The organism is Streptomyces sp. SAS_272 (assembly GCF_052543235.1).
This window is the reverse complement of the sequence record NZ_JBMNDR010000006.1, coordinates 69,244-88,995: the sequence shown is the minus strand read 5'-3', so window position 1 is coordinate 88,995 and position 19,752 is coordinate 69,244. Positions and strand designations below refer to the sequence as shown.

21 protein-coding genes are annotated in these 19,752 nt (G+C 73.7%); 13 read left to right on the top strand and 8 right to left on the bottom strand.

Features of this window, described 5'->3' with window-relative positions; all coding sequences use genetic code 11:
• Positions 1-16: 16 nt before the first annotated feature.
• Entirely contained in the window at positions 17-856 is an 840-nt protein-coding gene (locus ACN6LD_RS06775; protein ID WP_445042684.1) for a TVP38/TMEM64 family protein, read from the bottom strand.
• A 49-nt stretch (positions 857-905) separates the two neighbouring features.
• Between ACN6LD_RS06775 and ACN6LD_RS06770 the strand changes: the two genes are divergently transcribed.
• The 3 genes from ACN6LD_RS06770 to ACN6LD_RS06760 all read left to right on the top strand — a co-directional run bounded on the left by ACN6LD_RS06770 (position 906) and on the right by ACN6LD_RS06760 (position 4,212).
• The gene (locus ACN6LD_RS06770; RefSeq protein WP_319197512.1) at positions 906-1,640 is read left to right on the top strand and encodes a DNA alkylation repair protein; all 735 of its coding nucleotides are present in this window, start codon (positions 906-908) and stop codon (positions 1,638-1,640) included.
• 407 nt (positions 1,641-2,047) lie between these two features.
• Positions 2,048-3,217, top strand: a complete 1,170-nt coding sequence (tuf, locus tag ACN6LD_RS06765) for an elongation factor Tu (protein ID WP_057580652.1) — start codon at positions 2,048-2,050, stop codon at positions 3,215-3,217.
• 203 nt (positions 3,218-3,420) lie between these two features.
• Positions 3,421-4,212: a spermidine synthase gene (locus tag ACN6LD_RS06760; RefSeq protein WP_445042706.1), complete on the top strand. Its 792-nt coding sequence runs from the start codon at positions 3,421-3,423 to the stop codon at positions 4,210-4,212.
• A gap of 69 nt (positions 4,213-4,281) precedes the next feature.
• On the opposite strand, the gene ACN6LD_RS06755 is transcribed toward ACN6LD_RS06760, so the two are convergent.
• Positions 4,282-5,319, bottom strand: a complete 1,038-nt coding sequence (locus ACN6LD_RS06755) for a hypothetical protein (protein WP_319198134.1) — start codon at positions 5,317-5,319, stop codon at positions 4,282-4,284.
• Positions 5,320-5,573: 254 nt separating this feature from the next.
• Here ACN6LD_RS06755 and ACN6LD_RS06750 point away from each other — a divergent pair, with 254 nt between their 5' ends.
• Positions 5,574-6,011 (top strand): DUF4442 domain-containing protein, encoded by a 438-nt coding sequence (locus ACN6LD_RS06750; protein WP_319198137.1) that lies wholly within the window; start codon positions 5,574-5,576, stop codon positions 6,009-6,011.
• A 69-nt stretch (positions 6,012-6,080) separates the two neighbouring features.
• Here ACN6LD_RS06750 and galU read toward each other — a convergent pair whose 3' ends face one another.
• Positions 6,081-7,139 (bottom strand): UTP--glucose-1-phosphate uridylyltransferase GalU, encoded by a 1,059-nt coding sequence (gene galU, locus ACN6LD_RS06745; RefSeq protein WP_445042683.1) that lies wholly within the window; start codon positions 7,137-7,139, stop codon positions 6,081-6,083.
• A 419-nt stretch (positions 7,140-7,558) separates the two neighbouring features.
• On the opposite strand from galU, the gene ACN6LD_RS06740 reads away from it, so the two are divergent.
• Together ACN6LD_RS06740 and ACN6LD_RS06735 are read left to right on the top strand one after the other, a co-directional pair.
• Positions 7,559-9,625, top strand: a complete 2,067-nt coding sequence (locus ACN6LD_RS06740; protein ID WP_445042682.1) for a ricin-type beta-trefoil lectin domain protein — start codon at positions 7,559-7,561, stop codon at positions 9,623-9,625.
• A 351-nt stretch (positions 9,626-9,976) separates the two neighbouring features.
• Entirely contained in the window at positions 9,977-10,633 is a 657-nt protein-coding gene (locus ACN6LD_RS06735; protein ID WP_319197324.1) for a DedA family protein, read from the top strand.
• Positions 10,634-10,678: 45 nt separating this feature from the next.
• Here the strand turns inward: ACN6LD_RS06735 and ACN6LD_RS06730 are convergent, their stop codons facing one another.
• Entirely contained in the window at positions 10,679-11,206 is a 528-nt protein-coding gene (locus ACN6LD_RS06730; protein WP_319197323.1) for a gamma carbonic anhydrase family protein, read from the bottom strand.
• Between the two features lie 109 nt (positions 11,207-11,315).
• On the opposite strand from ACN6LD_RS06730, the gene ACN6LD_RS06725 reads away from it, so the two are divergent.
• Entirely contained in the window at positions 11,316-12,080 is a 765-nt protein-coding gene (locus tag ACN6LD_RS06725) for an acyltransferase (protein ID WP_445042681.1), read from the top strand.
• A gap of 34 nt (positions 12,081-12,114) precedes the next feature.
• Here ACN6LD_RS06725 and ACN6LD_RS06720 read toward each other — a convergent pair whose 3' ends face one another.
• Positions 12,115-12,972 carry a DMT family transporter gene (locus tag ACN6LD_RS06720; protein ID WP_445042680.1) on the bottom strand — a complete coding sequence of 286 codons (858 nt, stop codon included), beginning with the start codon at positions 12,970-12,972 and terminating at the stop codon, positions 12,115-12,117.
• 105 nt (positions 12,973-13,077) lie between these two features.
• On the opposite strand from ACN6LD_RS06720, the gene ACN6LD_RS06715 reads away from it, so the two are divergent.
• Complete coding sequence (locus ACN6LD_RS06715) at positions 13,078-13,653, top strand: helix-turn-helix domain-containing protein (protein WP_319197320.1); 576 nt, start codon at positions 13,078-13,080, stop codon at positions 13,651-13,653.
• A 42-nt stretch (positions 13,654-13,695) separates the two neighbouring features.
• The gene (locus tag ACN6LD_RS06710) at positions 13,696-14,259 is read left to right on the top strand and encodes a YbaK/EbsC family protein (RefSeq protein ID WP_445042679.1); all 564 of its coding nucleotides are present in this window, start codon (positions 13,696-13,698) and stop codon (positions 14,257-14,259) included.
• Here ACN6LD_RS06710 and ACN6LD_RS06705 read toward each other — a convergent pair.
• Complete coding sequence (locus ACN6LD_RS06705; protein ID WP_445042678.1) at positions 14,256-15,482, bottom strand: cation diffusion facilitator family transporter; 1,227 nt, start codon at positions 15,480-15,482, stop codon at positions 14,256-14,258. The genes ACN6LD_RS06710 and ACN6LD_RS06705 overlap by 4 nt on opposite strands.
• A 62-nt stretch (positions 15,483-15,544) precedes the next feature.
• Between ACN6LD_RS06705 and ACN6LD_RS06700 the strand changes: the two genes are divergently transcribed.
• Positions 15,545-15,904, top strand: coding sequence for an ArsR/SmtB family transcription factor (locus ACN6LD_RS06700; protein ID WP_319196740.1), 360 nt, complete (start codon positions 15,545-15,547; stop codon positions 15,902-15,904).
• A gap of 9 nt (positions 15,905-15,913) precedes the next feature.
• Here ACN6LD_RS06700 and ACN6LD_RS06695 read toward each other — a convergent pair whose 3' ends face one another.
• Both ACN6LD_RS06695 and ACN6LD_RS06690 read right to left on the bottom strand, forming a co-directional pair.
• The gene (locus tag ACN6LD_RS06695) at positions 15,914-17,122 is read right to left on the bottom strand and encodes a 4-hydroxybenzoate 3-monooxygenase (protein WP_319196738.1); all 1,209 of its coding nucleotides are present in this window, start codon (positions 17,120-17,122) and stop codon (positions 15,914-15,916) included.
• A 7-nt stretch (positions 17,123-17,129) separates the two neighbouring features.
• Positions 17,130-17,546 carry a CoA-binding protein gene (locus ACN6LD_RS06690; RefSeq protein WP_319196736.1) on the bottom strand — a complete coding sequence of 139 codons (417 nt, stop codon included), beginning with the start codon at positions 17,544-17,546 and terminating at the stop codon, positions 17,130-17,132.
• Between the two features lie 118 nt (positions 17,547-17,664).
• Here ACN6LD_RS06690 and ACN6LD_RS06685 point away from each other — a divergent pair, with 118 nt between their 5' ends.
• The 3 genes from ACN6LD_RS06685 to ACN6LD_RS06675 all read left to right on the top strand — a co-directional run bounded on the left by ACN6LD_RS06685 (position 17,665) and on the right by ACN6LD_RS06675 (position 19,729).
• Positions 17,665-18,441 carry a hypothetical protein gene (locus tag ACN6LD_RS06685; RefSeq protein WP_445042677.1) on the top strand — a complete coding sequence of 259 codons (777 nt, stop codon included), beginning with the start codon at positions 17,665-17,667 and terminating at the stop codon, positions 18,439-18,441.
• A complete protein-coding gene (locus tag ACN6LD_RS06680; RefSeq protein ID WP_445042676.1) occupies positions 18,438-18,980 on the top strand; it encodes a SixA phosphatase family protein in 543 nt (180 codons plus the stop codon). The genes ACN6LD_RS06685 and ACN6LD_RS06680 overlap by 4 nt, the downstream gene beginning before the upstream one ends.
• Before the next feature lie 122 nt (positions 18,981-19,102).
• The gene (locus tag ACN6LD_RS06675; protein ID WP_445042675.1) at positions 19,103-19,729 is read left to right on the top strand and encodes a YigZ family protein; all 627 of its coding nucleotides are present in this window, start codon (positions 19,103-19,105) and stop codon (positions 19,727-19,729) included.
• The last annotated feature ends 23 nt before the right edge of the window (positions 19,730-19,752 follow it).

The window sequence follows — 19,752 nt, the reverse complement described above, 5'->3', positions numbered from 1 at the left end:
CTGGCCGGTCACCGCGTCACGCGCGGCGCAGGTGGTGGCGTTTGCGCCAGGCGACCGCCGCGCCGCCGAGCGCCGGCAGGGCGATGCAGCCGAGGGCGATCAGGAAGGCCGGCGAGGTGGGGGAGGAGGCGCGGGCCCCGGCGACGACGTACGCGGCCGTGTTCGGGACCGAGCCGAGCGCGGTCGCGATCAGGAAGGACGGCCAGCTCATCCGTGAGACGGCGGCGCAGTAGTTAGCGGCCGCGAACGGAACGCCGGGAAACAGCCGGGCCGCCAGCATCGAGCGCAGGCCGTGCCGGCTGAGCTGCCCGTCCGCCGCCGTGAGCAGCCGTCCGCGCAGCAGCGGCCGCAGGGCTTCCTGACCGAGGAGACGGCCCAGCCCGAAGGCCGTGCCGGCCCCCAGCACGGTGCCCGCCAGCGCCGCCGCGATGCCCCACTGCGAGCCGAACAACGCGCCCGCGGCCAGGTTCAGCAGCGGTCTCGGTACGAACGCCACCGTGCACAGCCCGTACGCCAGCGCGAAGACCACGGCCGCCGAAGGACCGCCCAACTGCGGTGGCCAGCCGTCCGCGAGCAGTTTCTGCGGCTCGAAGAGCAGCACGCTCGTGGCGGCCGCGACGAGCAGCGCGACCAGCAGAGCCAGGCGGGACCAGGGCGAGAGCAGCACCGCGGTGCATCGCGCGGCGAGCCCGCCGCTCGCGGGGACCGGAGCCGTGGCGCGGGCGACGACGGGTGGCACGGCGGGCGTGACGACGCCTGTGACGAGTGGGAGGACGGCGGGGACGACGAGCTCCGTGGCAATGGCCCGGGGAGGGGCCGTGGCGGTGCCGCCAGAGCGGGTGGTGGCATCGAGCATCCAGCGACAGTAACCGAAGGAGATGTGTGATCGCCGTATGGTGCGTCTCATGACCGTCACAAGTGCGGGCGCTCCCGGCGTGCCGGACAGTGTTCTCGCCGACACCGTGCTGGAGCGGCTGACGACCGTGTACGGCGCCGCGGCCGACCCCGGCCGGGCGGCGGCGATGCGCGCGTACATGAAGGACGTCGCCCCGTTCCTGGGCCTGCCCACACCTGACCGCCGGGCCCTTTCCCGCACGGTGCTGGCGGGCGTCCCGCGCCCCGGCGAGGACGACTGCACGGCGATCGCGCTGCGCTGCTGGGCGCTGCCGCAGCGCGAGTACCACTACTTCGCCGTCGACTACCTGCGCCGGCACGCGGGACGCCTGTCCTCCGCCTTCCTGCCGACGGCCCGCCTGCTCGTCGCCACGACGTCCTGGTGGGACACGGTGGACCTGCTCGCCGCCCATGTGGTCGGAGCCCTCGTCGCGGCCGATCCCCGGCTCACCGCCGACATGGACGCCTGGATCGTCGACGAGGATCTGTGGGTCGCCCGCACCGCCCTGCTCCACCAACTGACCTACAAGGACCGCACGGACGCGGATCGTCTGTTCGCGTACTGTCTGCGCCAGTCCGGGCACCCCGACTTCTTCGTGCGCAAGGCCATCGGCTGGAGCCTGCGCGAGTACGCCAAGACCGACCCGGAGGCCGTGCGCGCCTTCCTCGCCCGCGAGCGGGGCAGGTTCGCGCCGCTGAGCGTGCGCGAGGCCCTGAAGAACATCGGCGGCGTCCGGGCCGGGTGAGGGCCGGGTGACGGACGGCACGACAACCGCCGGCCGGCACCCGGCCACGCGGACCCTGGACGCACAGGCCCCGGACGCACAGGCCCCGGACGAGCGGACCCCGGACACAGGACGCCCGACCTCGAGACGGCGGCGGTCGGCTGCCGGCCGGGTCGCAGAAAACCCTTCGACACCGGACGAACGGGGCGCGATGATCGACGACATGTTCCGGTACGCCTTCCTCCTCGCCGCATCCGCAGTCGCGGATGCCCCGAAGGCTGCCGTCCCGCCTCTCCCGGCCGCTGTCGACGGCGCCCGAAGCTGACCCTCTCCGGATCGTCCGGCGGACCCCGCAGGGGGAGGGTCGGGCAGTGACACGGGGCCCGCGTTCCTCTGGAACTCCTACGGACACGCTTCGAGGTACAGCCATGCCCAAGACCGCCTACGTGCGCACCAAGCCGCACCTCAACATCGGCACCATGGGTCACGTCGACCACGGCAAGACCACCCTGACCGCGGCCATCACGAAGGTCCTCGCCGACCGCGGGACCGGCGCCTTCGTGCCGTTCGACCGCATCGACCGCGCCCCGGAGGAGGCCGCGCGCGGCATCACCATCAACATCGCGCACGTCGAGTACGAGACCGACACCCGGCACTACGCGCACGTCGACATGCCGGGCCACGCCGACTACGTCAAGAACATGGTCACCGGCGCCGCGCAGCTCGACGGGGCGATCCTGGTCGTCTCCGCGCTCGACGGGATCATGCCGCAGACCGCCGAACACGTCCTGCTGGCCCGGCAGGTGGGGGTGGACCACATCGTGGTCGCGCTCAACAAGGCCGACGCGGGGGACGAGGAGCTCATCGACCTCGTCGAACTGGAGGTCCGCGACCTGCTCACCGAGCACGGCTACGGCGGCGACGCCGCGCCCGTCGTCCGGGTGTCGGGGCTGAAGGCGCTGGCGGGCGACCCGCGATGGACGGCGTCGGTCGACGCGCTGCTCGACGCGGTGGACACCTATGTGCCGCTGCCCGAGCGGTATCTCGACGCGCCGTTCCTGCTGCCCGTGGAGAACGTGCTCACCATCACCGGCCGCGGGACCGTCGTCACCGGGGCCGTGGAGCGGGGCACGGTGCGGGTGGGCGACCGGGTCGAGGTGCTCGGCGCGGGCGTCGACAGCGTGGTGACGGGTCTGGAGACGTTCGGCAAGCCCATGGACGAGGCACAGGCCGGCGACAGCGTCGCGTTGCTGCTGCGCGGAGTGCCGCGCGACGCGGTGCGCCGCGGTCACGTGGTGGCCGCCCCCGGCAGTGTGACGCCCCGACGCAGGTTCTCCGCCGAGGTGTACGTGCTGTCGACGCGGGAGGGCGGCCGTGCCACGCCCGTCTCGACCGGCTACCGGCCGCAGTTCTACATCCGCACGGCGGACGTCGTCGGGGACGTGGACCTGGGGGAGACCGCCGTGGCGCGGCCCGGTGAGCGGGTCGCCATGACCGTCGAACTGGGCCGGGAGGTCCCGTTGGAGCCGGGACTCGGGTTCGCCGTCCGGGAGGGCGGCCGGACGGTCGCGGCGGGCACGGTGACAGCCGTCCTGTGAGCCGGCCCGCGCCTTGAGCCGGCCCGCGCCTCGTGGACGAGCCGCGGACTCGCGCCGCGGTCCGGCAGGCACGGCGGGGGGACCGCGGACGCGCGCCGCGGTCCCCCCGGCACAATGAGAGCGTGAACGACCAGGTGAGCCGGCAGGCGAAAGACGACCCCGTACCCGTGTCCCGAGCCGTCGACCACGGCGTCGCCAAGCTGATGCCCGACGTCGACCGGGACCGGGCATGGCTGCTGACGGTCGACGGCGCCCCGCAGTCGTACGTCGACCTCGACGAGCCGACCCACCTGGAGTTCGAGTACGCGCGCCGTCTCGGCCACGTCCTGGACACCGTCGCCGAGCCGGGGCTGCCGCTGGACGCGCTGCATCTGGGCGGCGGCGCGCTCACCCTGCCCCGGTACCTGGCCGCGACCCGGCCGGGCTCCCGGCAGGACGTCGTCGAGTTCGACCACCGGCTGCTGGACCTGGTCGCCGAGTGCCTGCCCCTGCCGGCCGGGGCAGGCGTCGCCCTGCACGCCGCGGACGCGCGGGCCTGGCTGGAGACGGCGCCGGACGACTCCGCCGACGTACTCGTCGCCGACGTCTTCGGCGGCTCGCGGGTTCCCGCCGCACTCACGTCCCTCAGCTACGCCCGACAGGCCGGACGGGTCCTGCGCGGTGACGGCGTCTACCTCGCGAACCTCGCGGACTCGGCGCCGTTCGGCTTTCTGCGCTCCCAACTCGCCAACCTGGCAGCGGTGTTCGAGGAGCTGGTGCTCATCGCCGAGCCGGCCGTGCTGCGCGGCCGCCGGTTCGGCAACGTGGTCCTCGCCGCCGCGCACCGCCCCCTCGACGTGAGCGCCCTGGCCCGCCGCACGGCCTCCGACGCGTTCCCGGCGAGGGTCGAGCACGGCTCGGGCCTGCGCCGCTTCATCGGGGACGCGCACCCGGTGCGGGACGAGGACGCCGTCCCCTCGCCCGAGCCGCCCGAGGGCGCGTTCGGCATCGGCTGACCGGCGCCCGTCGCCCGACCCCGCCCGCCGACCGCGCCGCGCCCCCACCGTCCACGGTCGCCCCCGCAACTAGTTGTGCGTGGGTGTCCCGTGGAGGCGTACGGTGCTGAGGATCTGCATGATCGTGGCCGTCGGGAGCTCGTCCTTCACGCCTTTGGCTCCGTAGAGGTTCACCGACACGAAGTCGCCGGTGGAGTTCTTGAAGCCGAACGTGATCGCCTTGCCGTCGCTGTCGCACTTGCCCTTCTGGGGCGTGTTGGTCGACCGGGCCCAGGCGTAACTGCCCTTGATGCCCGAGGCGGTGGTGAAGGCGGTCGCCTTCTTGTCGAAGGTGAGGCTCTTCTTGTCCGGCTCGGTGTAGCCGCCGAACACCCACCAGGCGGGCGTGTTGATCGCGATCTCGTCGGTGGTCTTGGCGCCCTCGGCGCCCTTGGAGCCGACCACGGCCAGCGCGGTGTCCTCCGTCTTGCCGTCCTTGTCGGAGTCCGTGGAGCACCACTTCGACTTGAGCTCGGCCGTGCCCCCCTGAAGGATCCGGTCGTAGCCGTCGGACTTCTTCTTGTCCTCCCACTCGAAGCCCTGGCTCAGGCCCGGCGACTGGACCTCCCAGTCCCCCGGCACGTCGTAGGCGAGGCCCCACTTGGGGTTCACGACGACCTTCCAGCCGGCGACGGTCGGCTTCTCGGTCTCGTTGCTCCGCGGGTCGTCGTCCGTGCCGGACGAGGCGGAGGCGGTCACGGAGGCCGTGGGGCTCGGGCTCTCCTTGCTCACGTCGGTCTTCTCGTCGTCACCGCCGCCCAGCACGAGGAAGCCGGTGACTCCGGCGGCGACGACGACGGCGGAGGCCGCGACGATCGCGACCAGCTTCGTCCGGTTGCCTCCGCCCCCGGGCCCGCCGCTGCCGGGAGGCGGCGTGGGCGCGCCCGCGGGCGACGGGGACCCCCACTGGGTCTGCTGGACATAGGGGTTGGGCTGCTGCTGGTAGCCGGGCTGCTGATACGGATTCGGCTGCTGGTATCCCGGTTGCTGGTATCCCGGCTGCTGGTACGGATTGTTCTGCGCCTGCGGGTTCTGCTCTCCCCCGGGGGGCTGCTGTCCTGGCCACATGGCCAGAAACCCTAGTGCCGTGCAGGACACGATTCGGTCACCGCCCCCTGTCAGGGATGTACCGAATCGGGGCGCCGTTGCCCGGAACACACGAACAGCGTCCGTGAAGTCCCGGATTGCGGCCACGGCCGCTCGTGTCCCGGCAGCGCGCGGATGTAGTCCACATCACCGGGGATCGGGGTGCGGGGCTCGTCACACCGGTCTGGCCAGCCGAAGCTACCCGCAGGTAACCTCCGGGTATGAGCGCAGACCAGATGTCCGTCGGCGAGATGCTCGCCGCCACCGTGCCGATGGCCCGGACCCTCCACCTCGAGTTCCTGGAGGCCGGTCCGGAGAAGGCCGTGGTCGCCCTGCCGGACCAGGGTGAGTTCCACAACCACGTGGGCGGCCCGCACGCCGGGGCGATGTTCACGCTCGGCGAGTCCGCCAGCGGTGCGATCGTCCTGGCCGCGTTCGGCGACCAGCTCTCCCGTGCGGTGCCGCTCGCCGTCGGCGCGCAGATCGCCTACCGCAAGCTCGCCATGGGCCCGGTCACCGCCACCGCCACGCTGGGCCGTCCGGCCGCCGACGTGGTCGCGGAACTCGACGCCGGGGAGCGTCCCGAGTTCCCGGTCGCCATCGAGATCCGGCGTGCCGACGGGGCCGTCACCGGCGAGATGACCGTTGTCTGGACCCTGCGCCCCAACAGCTGAGCCGGCTTCGCGCACCGGCGGCGGCGGTCGGCGCCGCGTCCTGCGGGTGCGGCGCCGTGAGCGACGACGTCAAGCCGCCGACCGCTGTGCCGCGTCCGGTCGCGCAGGCTCCCGCTGTGCCGGCTCCCGCCCCTGCCCCCGTTCCCGCCCCTGCTCCGGTTCCTGTGCCCGCTCCCGCTCGCGCTCCGGCCCCTGTGCCCGCTCCTGCTCGCGCTCCCGTGCGGTGTCGCCGGAGTCCAGACTCGCCACGAACTCCCGCAGCCAGGCCGTGAACTCCGGTCCCAGGTCGGGCCGGTCGCAGGCGAGGCGGACCACCGTGCGCAGATAGTCGGCCTTGTCTCCGGTGTCGTAACGGCGGCCCGAGAAGACCACGCCGTGCACCGTGCCGCCCGCCGCGAGTTCCTGGAGGGCGTCGGTCAGCTGGATCTCACCGCCGCGGCCGGGCTCGGTGCGCTCCAGGACCTCGAACACGGCCGGGTCGAGGACGTACCGCCCGATCACCGCGTACCGGCTCGGCGCGTCCTCGCGTGCGGGTTTCTCCACCAGCCCGGTGACGCGTACGACCCCGTCCTCGCCGGAGGGCTCCACCGCCGCGCAGCCGTAGAGGTGGATCTGCTCCGCCGGGACCTTCATGAGGGCGACCACGCTGCCGGCGTACCGGTCGCGGACCTCGAGCATCCTGCTGAGCAGGGTCTCGCGCGGGTCGATGAGGTCGTCGCCCAGCAGTACGGCGAACGGCTGGTCGCCCACGTGGTTGCGGGCGCAGAGCACCGCGTGGCCCAGGCCCAGCGGGTCGCCCTGCCGGATGTGGTGGACGTCGGCGAGCCGGGCCGGGTCGCGCACGGCGTCCAGGCGCACGGTGTCGCCCTTCGCGGCGAGCGCCTGCTCCAGTTCGAAGGCGTGGTCGAAGTGGTCCTCGATGGCCCGCTTGTGCCGTCCCGTGACCATCAGCACGTCGTCCAGACCGGCGGCGGCAGCCTCTTCGACGACGTACTGGATGGCCGGCTTGTCGACGACCGGCAGCATCTCCTTCGGGGTCGCCTTCGTGGCGGGAAGGAATCGGGTGCCGAGACCGGCGGCGGGGACGACCGCTTTGCGGACGCCGGGTGCGGGGCGGGGGGCGCTCATGCCGGTCATGCTGACCGACGGTGATGGGAGTACGCCGAGAGCCGCCTCGGAGATTCCTGTGGACCGGCCGCTCCGGCTGCGCGACCGGTGCGCAGCGTCGCCGCGAGGGGCCCGAGGTTGAAGATTTCGTGCGCCATCCTGCTTTTCGTGGGCACAAGTTGAGCCCGGCCGTCCGGTGCGGTTTCGAAAACGGGTGCGGATACCGCCGGTAACTTATCTGAAATTCCCACACTTTGAACTTGGGTCACTCGAACTCCTTGTTTCCTGTGATGCGCGTGTGCGAAGGTGAGCCTCCCCTTACGGAAGGGTCGGATCCGGCCAACGCGCCTGGTCAGGCCAAAGGTACGCACCAATCAGGCACCTGCTTTCCGACGACGTCCTATTCCGTGCCGTTCGTCGGCTTGGAAGGAATTGGTTCCGTGCAATCCCCCAACCCCCCACGCCCGCCTCACCCGCCCCGACCCGGCTGGACCCCCGGGGATTCCGACCCCCAACTCGTCGCTCGACTGACCGGCGGCGACGAGGGGCGGCACCGGGCGATCGCCCTGCTCTTCGCCCGTCACTGGCGGGCCGCTCACGACTACGCGACCGTCTGTCTGGCCGGCACCGAGGACACGGCACGCCTGGTGGCGGCCGCCGCGTTCCACGAGGTGCTCGGCCGCCTCGCGGGCGGGAGCACCGGAGGCGCACTGCGTCCCCAGCTCCTCGTCGCCGTCCGGGAGACGGTCAGGGAATGGGCCGGCGCCGAAGGGGTTTCCGCCGTTCTGCCGGAGCTGCGGAAAACCGTCGGCGGCCGTGGACTGCGCGCCGCGCGACCGGGGACCGCGGAAAGGCGGCAACTCGCCGAACGTGCTTTCCAGTTGCTCCCGTCAGCCTCCCAATGCCTGTTGTGGCACACGGAGGTCGAGTCGGAACCCATAACCGTACCAGCTGGTCTGTCGGGCATGGATGCCGTGACCGCGGCGGCCGTCCTGGAACAGGCGCGGGAACAATTCCGGGCGGCCTGCGTACGCGCCCACCGGGAACTCGCGCCGACCAGCGAATGCCGGTTCTACAACCGTCTCCTCGACGTTCCCCTGCGCCGCGGCGGAACCCTGCTGCCGGATGTCCGGCAGCATCTCGCGCACTGCCGTTTCTGTCGGCACGCCGCCGAGCAGCTCAGCCACTTCGACGGCGGACTGGACGTCCTGCTCGCCGAGACCGTGCTCGGCTGGGGCGCGCTGCGCTACCTCGAGTCGCGCCCCGCCCGTACGGCCGACGCAGGCGCCGCTTCCCGGCCCGCCCCCGCGCGTCCCCACGCCGGCACCGGCCGCCACCGGACCACCTCGGCCGGCCTGCTCGCCCTGCCGGGCAGGCGGCCCACGGCCGCGCTCGTGGGCGCCGGACTCACCGCCCTCGCGCTGGTCGCGACCGTCTTCGTGGCCAAAGGCTGGACGGACGACACCGGCGTGCCCGCCCCCGGGGCCACCTGGGGCGCACCGGCAGGCGGCATCAGCGCCCCGGGGACCGTCGCGCAGGGCGGATCGAGCGGTTCGGGCAGCCGCTCGTCCTCCGCCTTTCCGTCGGCCGCGTCCGCCTCCCGGTCCACCGAGATCGCCCGCGGCAGGCTGCGCAGCCCGGACACGGAACTCTGCCTCGACGTCCAGGGCGGCAGGGCGGCGCCAGGAGCGGCGATCGTCGTCACGTCGTGCTCGCCGGCCGCGACCCAGCAGTGGTCGTACGAAGAGGACGGTCTGCTGCGCAGCTCGGCCGACCCGACGCTCTGCCTGGCCGCCGACCCGCACCGCCGCACGACCGCCCTCGCCGGCTGTCTGGTGCACTCCGGCGAGACGTTCTTCGACCTGACCGTCCGCGGCGAGCTTCTGCTGCGCCGGAACGACGCTCTCTTGGTCGCCCGCGACGCCGACGGCTCGGGCCGCACCCTCGCCGTCGCCCCACGGGACGGTTCCGCGGGGCAGCGCTGGCTGTTCGACACGGCCGCCCCGGCGGCGGGGCAGCCCGGCCCGCAGGTCCGCGGCTCGGCGGAGCCGCCCGACCCGAAGGCCGCGGTGCCGCCGGCCGCGCCCGCCCCGCGCGACGCCGTACCCGTCGCCCCCGGCGGCGCTCCGACGCCTGCCGAACCGACCCCGTCGGCGCCGCAGTTCCACACGAAGATCGTCCAGGCGGACTGCTGCGACTCGACCGGCGACCCGGGCGACCCGGGCACCGCGAACGGTTCGGGCACCGCGAACGGTTCGGACGCCGCGAACGGTTCGGACGCCGCGAACGGTTCGGATGCTCCGGGCACTCCGGGCACTCCGGGCACTCCTGGTACCCCAGGCACTCCTGGTACCCCGGCCGTCCCAGGCGCCCCGGAGAACCCCAGCGGCCGGCCTGCCCCCGCCGTGCCGCTCAAGGCTCTTCCCGTCCATCACGGCGCGAAGCGGGCGCCGGGCGTTGCCGTTGCCATTGCCGTCTCCGTCGTGGCGAGGGCCGTGGACCACTGAGCGGACGTGGAAGCGGACGCGGACGCGAGGACCGTGAGGGACGGAAGCCGTCCGGACGTGGAGACGGCGAGGGACGGAAGCCGTCCGCGGACGGGCAGCGGAGAGCACGCCGTACAGCAGCACGGACTCCGCCGCGTCGACCGGGGCGGAGTCCGGCCGGCCGCCCGCACGGCCCCGGGTGACGTCCTCGACCGCCGTCCTCGACCGCGGCAGCAGGCCTGTCGACCGCATTCCGCGTCCCGGATACGCGGGGGCGCTGCGGCGCACCACCGGACGGCTTTGGACCCGGCCGACCCGGTAGGCTTCGCGGGGACGCGCAAGCCCAGGGACGTCGAACGGGAGGAACTCGCGGTGCACGTGCAGGAATGGCTCGACTCGGTGCCCGCGATAGCCGTCTACGCGATGGTGGGCCTGGTCATCGGGCTCGAGAGCCTCGGCATCCCGCTGCCCGGCGAGATCATCCTGGTCTCGGCCGCGCTGCTGTCCTCCCAGCACGGCGGCATCAACCCCGTCGTGCTCGGCGCGTGCGCCACCGCCGGGGCCGTCATCGGCGACTCCATCGGCTACGCCATCGGCCGCAAGGGCGGACGTCCGCTGCTGGCCTGGCTCGGCGGGAAGTTCCCCCGGCACTTCGGCGAGGGGCACATCGCCACCGCCGAGCGGTCCTTCGAGAAGTGGGGCATGTGGGCGGTCTTCTTCGGTCGCTTCGTCGCCCTGCTGCGCATCTTCGCCGGACCGCTCGCCGGCGTCCTGCACATGCCGTACTGGAAGTTCCTCGTCGCCAACGTGCTCGGCGGCATCGCCTGGGCGGGCGGCACGACCGCGGTCATCTACTACGTGGGCGTCGTCGCGGAGTCCTGGCTGAAGCGGTTCTCCTGGCTGGGGCTGGTGCTCGCGGTGCTGATCGGCCTGACCTCGATGCTGGTGCTCAAGCGCAAGGCCAGGAAGATGCAGGCAGCGCGGCCCGAGTCCGCGGCCGAGCCGGAGCCGGTGACCGCCGGGGAGTGACGCCCCCCTCGCACGGCCCGCGGGCCGTGCCGACGGGTCCGCGGACTACTCGTGGATCGCGTCGTGCGCCTTGGCCAGGTCCGCGTACAACGTGCCGTTCAGGGTGACCCCTTGACGCTCCTCCTGCGTCAACTCCCGCTTCACCTTGGCCGGCACGCCCGCCACCAGCGAACCCGGCGGGACCTGCATGCCCTGCGGCACCAGCGCCTGCGCGGCGACCAGCGAACCCGCCCCGATCACGGCCCCGTTGAGCACCGTCGCGCCCATCCCGACGAGGCAGTCGTCCCCGACGGTCGCCCCGTGCACGACGGCGTTGTGGCCTACCGAGACCCGCTCGCCGATGGTCACGGGAAATCCGGGGTCGGCGTGCAGTGTCACGTTGTCCTGGACGTTCGCGTCCCGGCGCACGGTGATCCGCTCGACGTCGCCGCGCACCACCGCCCCGTACCAGACGCTCGCGCCCGCCTCCAGCGTCACGTCGCCGATCACCGATGCCGTCGGCGCCACGAACGCCTCCGGGTCGACCCGGGGTTCCCTGCCGCCGATGCCCACGATCAGCGCCCTGTGCGTCATCACCGTCTCCTCGCGTCCGTCGTCTCCGCGCACCGTACGCCACCCGGTGGGGCGAAGATCACAGGGCTGCGGTTCCGTGGCCCCGGCGCCCGCTGAGTACGGTGAGCGGGTGCCGAAGCGCAAGAACACGTTCTCATCATGGCGGCGCCGCCTCGTGCAGCGTGCCGTCCACGCGGGCTGGGCCTGGGTGCAGCGCACGGGCTCCGTCACCGCCGAGCGCCCAGGACGCTTCCGCTTCGGCTCCATGGGCGCGGGCACCCGGCTCGCCTTCCCGCTCGGCACGGTGTTCGGGGAGCCGTGGATCCACCTGGGGTCGCACTGCGTCGTCGGCGAGCAGGTCACCCTGACCGCCGGTCTGATGCCCGACCTCGACCTCGGACCCGATCCGATCCTGCGTCTCGGCGACGGCGTGGTCCTCGGCCGGGGCAGTCATGTCATCGCCGACACCACCGTCACCATCGGCAGCGACTGCTACTTCGGCCCGTACGTGTACGTCACGTCCACGAACCACTCCTATGACGACCCGCACGAGCCGATCGGCAAGCAGTGGCCGCGGATGGAGCCCGTGGAGATCGGCCCCGGCTGCTGGATCGGCACGGGCGCGGTGATCCTGCCGGGTGCGCGGATCGGCCGCAACGTCGTGGTGGCGGCCGGGGCGGTGGTGCGCGGCCCGGTTCCCGACCACTCGGTGGTCGCGGGTGCGCCCGCCCGGGTCGTACGGCGCTGGACGCCCGCCGACGGCTGGCAGCCGCCGCTGCGCACCCCGCCCCCGGTGCCGATACCGGACGGCGTCACCCCGGACCAGCTGGTCGCGCTGTCGGAGCTGGACGAGGAGACGGTGGAGCGCCTGGCTCAGCTGGAGCCCGAGGGCTGAACCGGAGTGCGGGGGGACGGCCGGCGTGGGTCGCTCAGCCGGTCGCCAGCAGAAGCGTGCCCACCAGGGCGAGCCCCGCGCCGGCCGCCTGGAGCCCGCGGAGCCGTTCGCGCAGCAGGCCGCGTGCGGCGAGGGCCGTGACGACGGGGTAGAGGGAGGCGAGCACGGCGGCCACCGTGACCGGTCCGTGCTGGGCGGCGACGACGTAGGTGCCGTTCGCGGCAACGTCGGCGAGGCCGACGAAGGCCAGGGCCGGCAGCGAGCGCCACGGGAGACCGCCGTCCGGGAGGGCGGCGGCGCCCCGCCGCGCGGAGACGTGCAGCGCGAGACCGCCGACCGCAACGCTGACCGCGCGCTGGACGAAGAGGGCGAGGAACAGGCCCGTCACCGTGGTCGACGCCTCCGCGATCAGGGCGAACACCGTGCCGAAGCCGAAGGCCGCGACGAGTGTGAGCAGGATGGCCCGCCGTTGCACGGGCGCGCCCCGCAGCTGCGGTCCACCCGCGAGGACGACCCCGAGCACGGCGACCGCGATCCCCGCGATCTGCAGCAGTCCGGGCCGCTCGCCGAGGAAGAGGCCCACGCCGACGGGGACGACCACACCCACCGTGCCGAGCGGGGAGACCACCCCCATGGGGCCGAGCGCGAGCGCCTTGTAGAAGCAGAGCAGGGCCACCGGGCCCACCGTGCCGGCTGCGACCGCGAACCACAGCAGGGGACCGGCCTCGCTCCAGCCGCCGGTGGCGACCATGATCGCACCGAGGACCGCCGCCGCGATCGCCTGCGAGACGACGACCACCGTCAGCGCCGGGGTGCGCCGGGTCAGCAGACCGCCGCCGAAGTCGGCCAGCCCCCACAACAGGCTGGTGGCGAGGGCGAAGAGTGCTGTCACGGGTCCCTCGCAGTACAGTTCGGTGGACGATCGGGTACACCACACCGTAGTGCAATATAGTGCACCCTGTCATTCACCATATTGCTCTCGTCTCCTGGATGGAATGTGTCGGACCTCGACCTGCTGACCCAGTCCCTGGCGCGCAACGTCAAGCGATGGCGCACCGAGCGCGGATTCACGCTCGACGCGCTCGCGGCCCGCGCCGGCGTCAGCCGCGGCATGCTGATCCAGATCGAACAGGCCCGCACGAACCCCAGCATCGGCACGGTCGTCAAGATCGGCGACGCCCTCGGGATCAGCGTCACCACGCTGCTGGACTACGAACGGGGCCCGAAGGTCCGCATCGTCCCCGCCGATCAGGCGGTACGGCTGTGGCACACCGACGCGGGCAGCTACAGCCGCCTGCTCGCGGGCGCGGAGGCGCCGGGCCCGCTGGAGATGTGGGACTGGCGACTCATGCCCGGCGAGAGCAGCGGCTCCGACCCGCACCCGGCCGGCACGGTCGAGATCGCCCATGTCACCGCCGGCGAGCTGACGCTGACCGTCGACGGCGCCGAGTACCGCGTCGAGGCGGGGGCGAGCGTCACGTTCGAGGCCAACGCCGCGCACTCCTACGCCAACCGCGGCGAGGCGCCGACGGAGATGGTGCTGACCGTGTCGGTGCCCCCGCCCGCGCACTGAGAGGGTGGACGAACGGCCGGGAACGGGCTGTAGCGTGCGGCCATGCGTGCACCCATCGGACACTTCGACACCGCCGCCCCGGCCCCCGACCGCCTCGACGAGCTGCCCGGCCCGGTCGCCGACGCCGTCCGTCACTGGAGCGGCAGCGTGCCCGTGGGCCGGATCGTGCACGTCGACACCGATCCCGCGTGGGCGGACACCGCCGTCTTCGTCGAGCACTACGGCCGCGAGCTGCTGGAGCAGTCCGCGAACTGCGTCGTGGTGGCCGGCAAGCGGGGCGGTGGGACGACGCTCGCCGCGTGCGTGGTCCTGTCCGCGACGCGGGTCGACGTCAACGGTGTCGTGCGCCGTCGACTCGGGGCGCGCAAGGCCTCGTTCGCCCCGATGGACCTGGCGGTGGGCGAGACCGGCATGGAGTACGGCGGAATCACGCCGATCGGACTCCCGTCCTCCTGGCCGGTGCTGGTGGACGCCGCGGTCGTCGACCTGCCCTATGTGCTGGTGGGCAGCGGGCGCCGGCGCGGGAAGCTCCTGGTGCCGGGCAAGGCCTTCGCCGAACTGCCGGGCGCGGCGGTGATCGAGGGGCTGGGAGTGCCGGTGGCCTAAGGCGTGCTCGCGGCGGCGGCGTGGTGGGCGAGGGCCCGATGCGGATCCTCCTCGCCGGGTGCCGCCGCGGGGTCGGCGTGCACCAGGGCCGCGGTCAGCCGCGGAACCGCGTGCAGCAGGGCGTGTTCGGCCGCCACGGCGACCCCGTGCGCCTGACGTACCGTCATGTCGCCGTCCACGACGACCGCCACCTCCGCGCGCAGCCGGTGTCCGATCCAGCGCAGCCGCAACTCGCCCACCCCGCGCACCCCTTCGACCTCCCGCAGTGCACGCTCGGCCCGGTCGACCAGTGCCGGGTCGACGGCGTCCATCACCCGCCGGAACACCTCCCGGGCGGCGTCCCGCAGCACCAGGGCGATCGCCGCAGTGATCGCCAGCCCCACGACCGGGTCGGCCGGACGCCATCCGAGCGCCGAGCCGCCCGCGCCCAGCAGCACGGCGAGCGAGGTGAACCCGTCCGTGCGGGCGTGCAGTCCGTCCGCGACCAGCGCGGCCGAGCCGATCGAGCGGCCGACCCGGATGCGGTACCGCGCGACCCACTCGTTGCCCGCGAATCCCGCCAGCGCGGCCAGGGCGACGGCCCCGAGGTGGTCGACGGGTCGCGGGTCCAGCAGCCGCTCCACCGCCGTCCAGCCCGCGAAGGCCGCAGAGGCGGCGATGGTCAGGACGATCGCGATGCCCGCCAGATCCTCCGCCCGGCCGTAGCCGTAGGTGAAGCGGCGGGTGGCCGCCCGCCGGCCCAGGACGAAGGCGATCGCGAGGGGGACGGCCGTCAGCGCGTCCGCCGCGTTGTGCACCGTGTCGCCGAGCAGGGCCACCGAACCGGAGAGCGCGACCACGACCGCCTGTGCGGCGGCCGTCGCGCCGAGCACCGCGAGGGAGACCCAGAGCGCTCGCATGCCGCGGGCCGAACTCTCCAGGGCCGGGTCCAGCTTGTCGGCGGTCTCGTGGGAGTGGGGTGTGAGGAGATGCGTGAGGCGGTGGCGCAGAGCGCGGGCGCGGGAGGAGGCGGCGGGGGAGGAGACGGCGGAGGCGGCGGAGGGCGCAGGGGGGTCGGCTGGGTGGTGCGGGTGGTGCGGGTGGTGCGGGTGGTCGTGGGCGTGATCGTGGGACCCGTGGTGCGCGTGGCCGCGGGTCCGGTGGGCGGAGTGGTGGTGTGCGTGATCGTGTGCGGGGTGGTGCTCGTCGTCGTTCCGGTGTCCTCGGTCGTGCCGCTCGCTCACGTCGATCCCCTTCCGGTGCGCCGGGGTGGACGGGTGCGCGCCCACCCCTTCATTATGTGCGTATGAGCGCACGCATGCACCTGTCATCTGCACACCATGCGCATCCGCGCACCCCCGGCGAGGAGCAGTTCGCCCTCGCCGCCGAGCTGCTCGCCCTCCTCGGCGATCGCACCCGTCTCGCCCTGCTGCACGCACTGACCTCGGGCGAGGCCGACGTGACGACGCTGACCGAGGTCTGCGGCGCGGCCCGGCCTGCGGTCAGTCAGCACCTCGCGCGGCTACGGCTGGCCGGACTCGTCAGCACCCGCAAGGAGGGCCGCCGCGTGGTCTACTCGCTCTCCGACGGGCATCTGCGCCGCCTGGTGGACGAGGCGCTGAACGTGGCGGACCACCGGCTCGGCGACGAGCCGCCGCACGACTGACCCGCCGGTTCAGTAGCGCTCGGCCGTCCCGAGGTACTGCTCCGCGAAGGCGGCAGCGGCAGCCGGCGAGGTGAACAGCCGGCGCAGCCGGGCGGACGTGGCGCCCGCCCGGAACGGATCGCCGGCCGCCGCCCCGTGGTAGACCTCGGACAGCCACTGAGAGAACTCCTGGTAGTCCCACACCCGGCGCAGACAGGCCTCCGAGTAGCCGTCCAGGCCGTCCCCGTCGCCCGCGTCCACGGCGGCGACCAGCGCGTCGCCGAGCAGGAACGCGTCGTGCAGGGCGAGGTTCATGCCCTTCGCGGCGATGGGCGCGACGAGGTGCGCCGAGTCCCCGGCAAGGAAAAGCCGTCCGTACGTCATCGGCTCGACCACGTAGTCGTGCATGTCCAGCACCCGCTTCTCGACCAGCGGGCCCTCGGTGAGCGGCGGGGCGCCGGCCGCCTCGAGCCGCTGGTGCAGCTCGGACCAGATCCGGTCGTGCGGCCAGTTCCCCGGGTCGTCGCCGGGCGGGCACTGGAGGTAGTACCGGGTCACCTCGGGACTGCGGGCCATGTGCCCGGCGAAACCGTTCGGATGCACGCCGAACAGGACGCAGTCGGAGGACGGCGGCGCCTCGGCGAGCAGGGCCAGCCAGCCGATGCCGTAGTCGTGTCGTGCGATCCGCGCGTGGCCGGCCGGGATCGCGGCCCGGCTCACCCCGCGCGCGCCGTCCGCGCCGACCACGAAGTCACAGGTCAGCAGCCGCCGTTCGCCCGACTCCGGGCAGGTGTACGACACCGAGGGGCGAGCCGAGTCGAGGTCGTGCAGCTCGACGTCGCGGACCGAGAAGCGGGCGTCGCCGCCGCGCACGTCGACGTACTCGCGGACCAGGTCGGTGACCAGCAACGGCTGTGGATACACCCAGTGGTGATGACCCGTCAGTTCGGCGTAGGGCAGACGGTGGCGCTCGCCGCCGAAGCGGAACTCGCACGCCGAGTGCCGCTGCGCCCGCTCCGTCAGGCCATGGGCCAGGCCCCGTTCCCGCAGTCCGCGGACGGCCCACTCCTCGATGACTCCGGCGCGCGGCCGTCGCTCGATGGACGCGCGGCTCTCCGCCTCCAGGACGACGCAGTCGACGGACGCGGCGCGCAGGACGTTCCCGACCGTCAGACCCGCGGGTCCCGCGCCCACGACGACGACCGAAGTGTGCTGAGCGGAGGGGGAGTCAGTGGTCACCCGCCCATTATGGGCGGGCCCCCAGCCGGGGGATCTCGATGGCCGGGCAGCGGTCCATGACCATCTGCAGACCCGCCGCCCGCGTGCGCTCGTAGGCCGCCTCGTCGACGACGTCGAGCTGGAACCACACCGCCCTCGCGCCCTTGGCCACCGCCTCGTCGGCGACGGCGCCCGCGAGCTCGCTGTTGACGAAGACGTCGACGACGTCCACGGCGAAGGGGATGTCCGCCAGGGACGCGTACCCCTGCTCCCCGTGCACCGTCTCCGCCTTCGGATGGACGGGCACCACCCGCTTGCCGAAGCGCTGCAGCACCTCGGCGACGCCGTAGGCCGCGCGGCTGCGGTTCGTCGACAGGCCGACCACGGCCCAGGTGTCACCGAGTCCGGTGAGGATCTCGCGGATCGTTGCCTCGTCGCCGTACACCGGCGGCCTCCTCTGGGTCAGGGTCGTCCACAGCCTGGCCCTCGCTGCAACACCGCACGGCGCACCTTGATTCCGGCTCCTGCCTGCGTACCGCGCTCCGCCCGCCTAGGCTCGCCCTGTGCTGAGCATCATCGACGCCCGAACCGGCGAACCCGTCGCCGCCGCCTCCGCCCGGCGGGGCCCGACCCGGGTCGAGGCGCATGCCCGCGGGTACGGGGCGGCGTCGCTCCGCGTCCTGCTGGTCGCGGACCTGCTCGTCCGCGCCCTGGAGATGGGCGGCACGCCCGCGTGGGCCCTGCTGGGCGACGGGACGAGCGACCGTGCGGAACTGCGCGCCGGCGCCGCCGCCCTGGGCATGCACCCCTTCGAGGACGGCCGTGACGCCACCGCGGGGACAGGCGCGGCGCAGGTGGTGCACGTGGTCGGGACGGACGGCCCGGCCACGGACGGCGTACGGGTCGCCGTCGCTCCGGCGGAGGGGGCCGTGCCCCACTGGCGGGGCACGACCGGAGCCCGCGGCGAACCGGCCGCGGGCGGCGCGGCGCCGGACCTCGACCCCGCCGTCCTGCGCCTCGCCCTGCTCTCGGTCGAGCGCACCGAACCCCTCCGGCTCGACACGGCCGCGCTGGACGAGGCCCGCGACGCCCTCGCGCGCTGGCGGCGAGTCGTCGCCGACTGGGCGCGACGGCCCTCGCGGCCGGTCCCCGACGAGGTGCGCGGGCGGCTGCGCGCCGCGTGGGAGGACGATCTGAACGTGCCCGAGGTGCTGCGAGTGCTGCGCTGGACGGAGGACGCCGGGCCGGAGCTGCCGGACGGCGCCCGTTTCGAGACGTACGCCTACGCGGACCGGCTCCTCGGCCTGGAACTCACCCGCGACGTGGGAGCCCCGGAATGAGCGGGCCGGACGGCGTCGCGCCGCGTCGCCTGGTCGTGCTGCGGCACGCCAAGTCGGCCTGGCCGGCCGGGGTCCCCGACCATGAGCGGCCGCTCGGCCCGCGCGGCCGGAGGGACGCCCCGGCCGCGGGCCGGGCGATCGCCGAGGCCGGCTGCGTCCCCGACCTCGCGCTGTGCTCCACCGCCCTGCGCGCCCGCGGGACCTGGGAACTGGCGTCCGCGCAGTGGGACGCACCCGCGCCGGTCCGCCTCGACCCCCGGCTCTACGGGGCCGGCGCGCCCGAGCTGCTGGACATCGTCCGCGAGACGCCCGCCGACGTCGGGACGCTGCTGCTGGTCGGGCACAATCCCGGCCTGGAGGAACTGGTGCTCGACCTGGCCGGGGACGGGGAGCCCGCCGCCCTGGACGCGGTGCGGCTGAAGTTCCCGACCTCGGCGCTGGCCGTCCTGGCCTGGCACGGAACCGACTGGCGGTTTCTGGTCCCCGGCGCGGCCCTGCTGGCGTCGGCGACCGTGCCGCGAGGCGACCGCACGCCGTAGCCCGCCCGGTCGGCCGCTGCGGCGGCGAGGTCACGTCGGTGCCGTCGGCCCGCGGGCGCGTGGGCGCCCCCGTCCGTGCCCGCGCCGACGGCGAACGGGGGCGCACCGCATAGGCTGGCCGGATGCAGGAGGAGTACCGCACCGTCGCCCGCGCGGGCGTGCACGAGACCGAGGTCAACCGCTCCCGCTTCCTGTGCGCCCTGGCCCCGGCGGCAACCGAGCAGGAGGCCCAGGACTTCATCGCGTCCGTGCGCAAGGAGCACGCCGACGCCAGCCACAACTGCTGGGCGTACGTCATCGGCGCCGACGCCGGTGTGCAGAAGGCGAGCGACGACGGCGAGCCCGGCGGCACCGCGGGCGTGCCGATGCTCCAGATGCTGCTGCGCCGCGAGATGCGGTACGTCGTCGCCGTCGTGACCCGCTACTACGGCGGCGTGAAGCTCGGCGCGGGCGGCCTCATCCGGGCGTACGGCGGCGCGGTCGGCGAGGCGCTGGACGTCCTTCCCGTGCGCACCCGTCGCCGGTTCCGCCTGGCCACGGTGACCGTCGACCACCAGCGGGCCGGCAAGGTCCACAACGACCTCCACTCGACCGGACGCGACGTACGCGAGGTCGCCTACGGCGAGGCCGTCACCATCGAGATCGGTCTTCCGGAGGCCGAGGTGGAGGCCTTCCGGGCCTGGCTGGCGGACGCGACGGCGGGCACGGCCGGGTTCGAGCTGGGCGGGGAGTCGTACGGGGACGCGTGACGTGCCCGACGCCCGCATGGGCG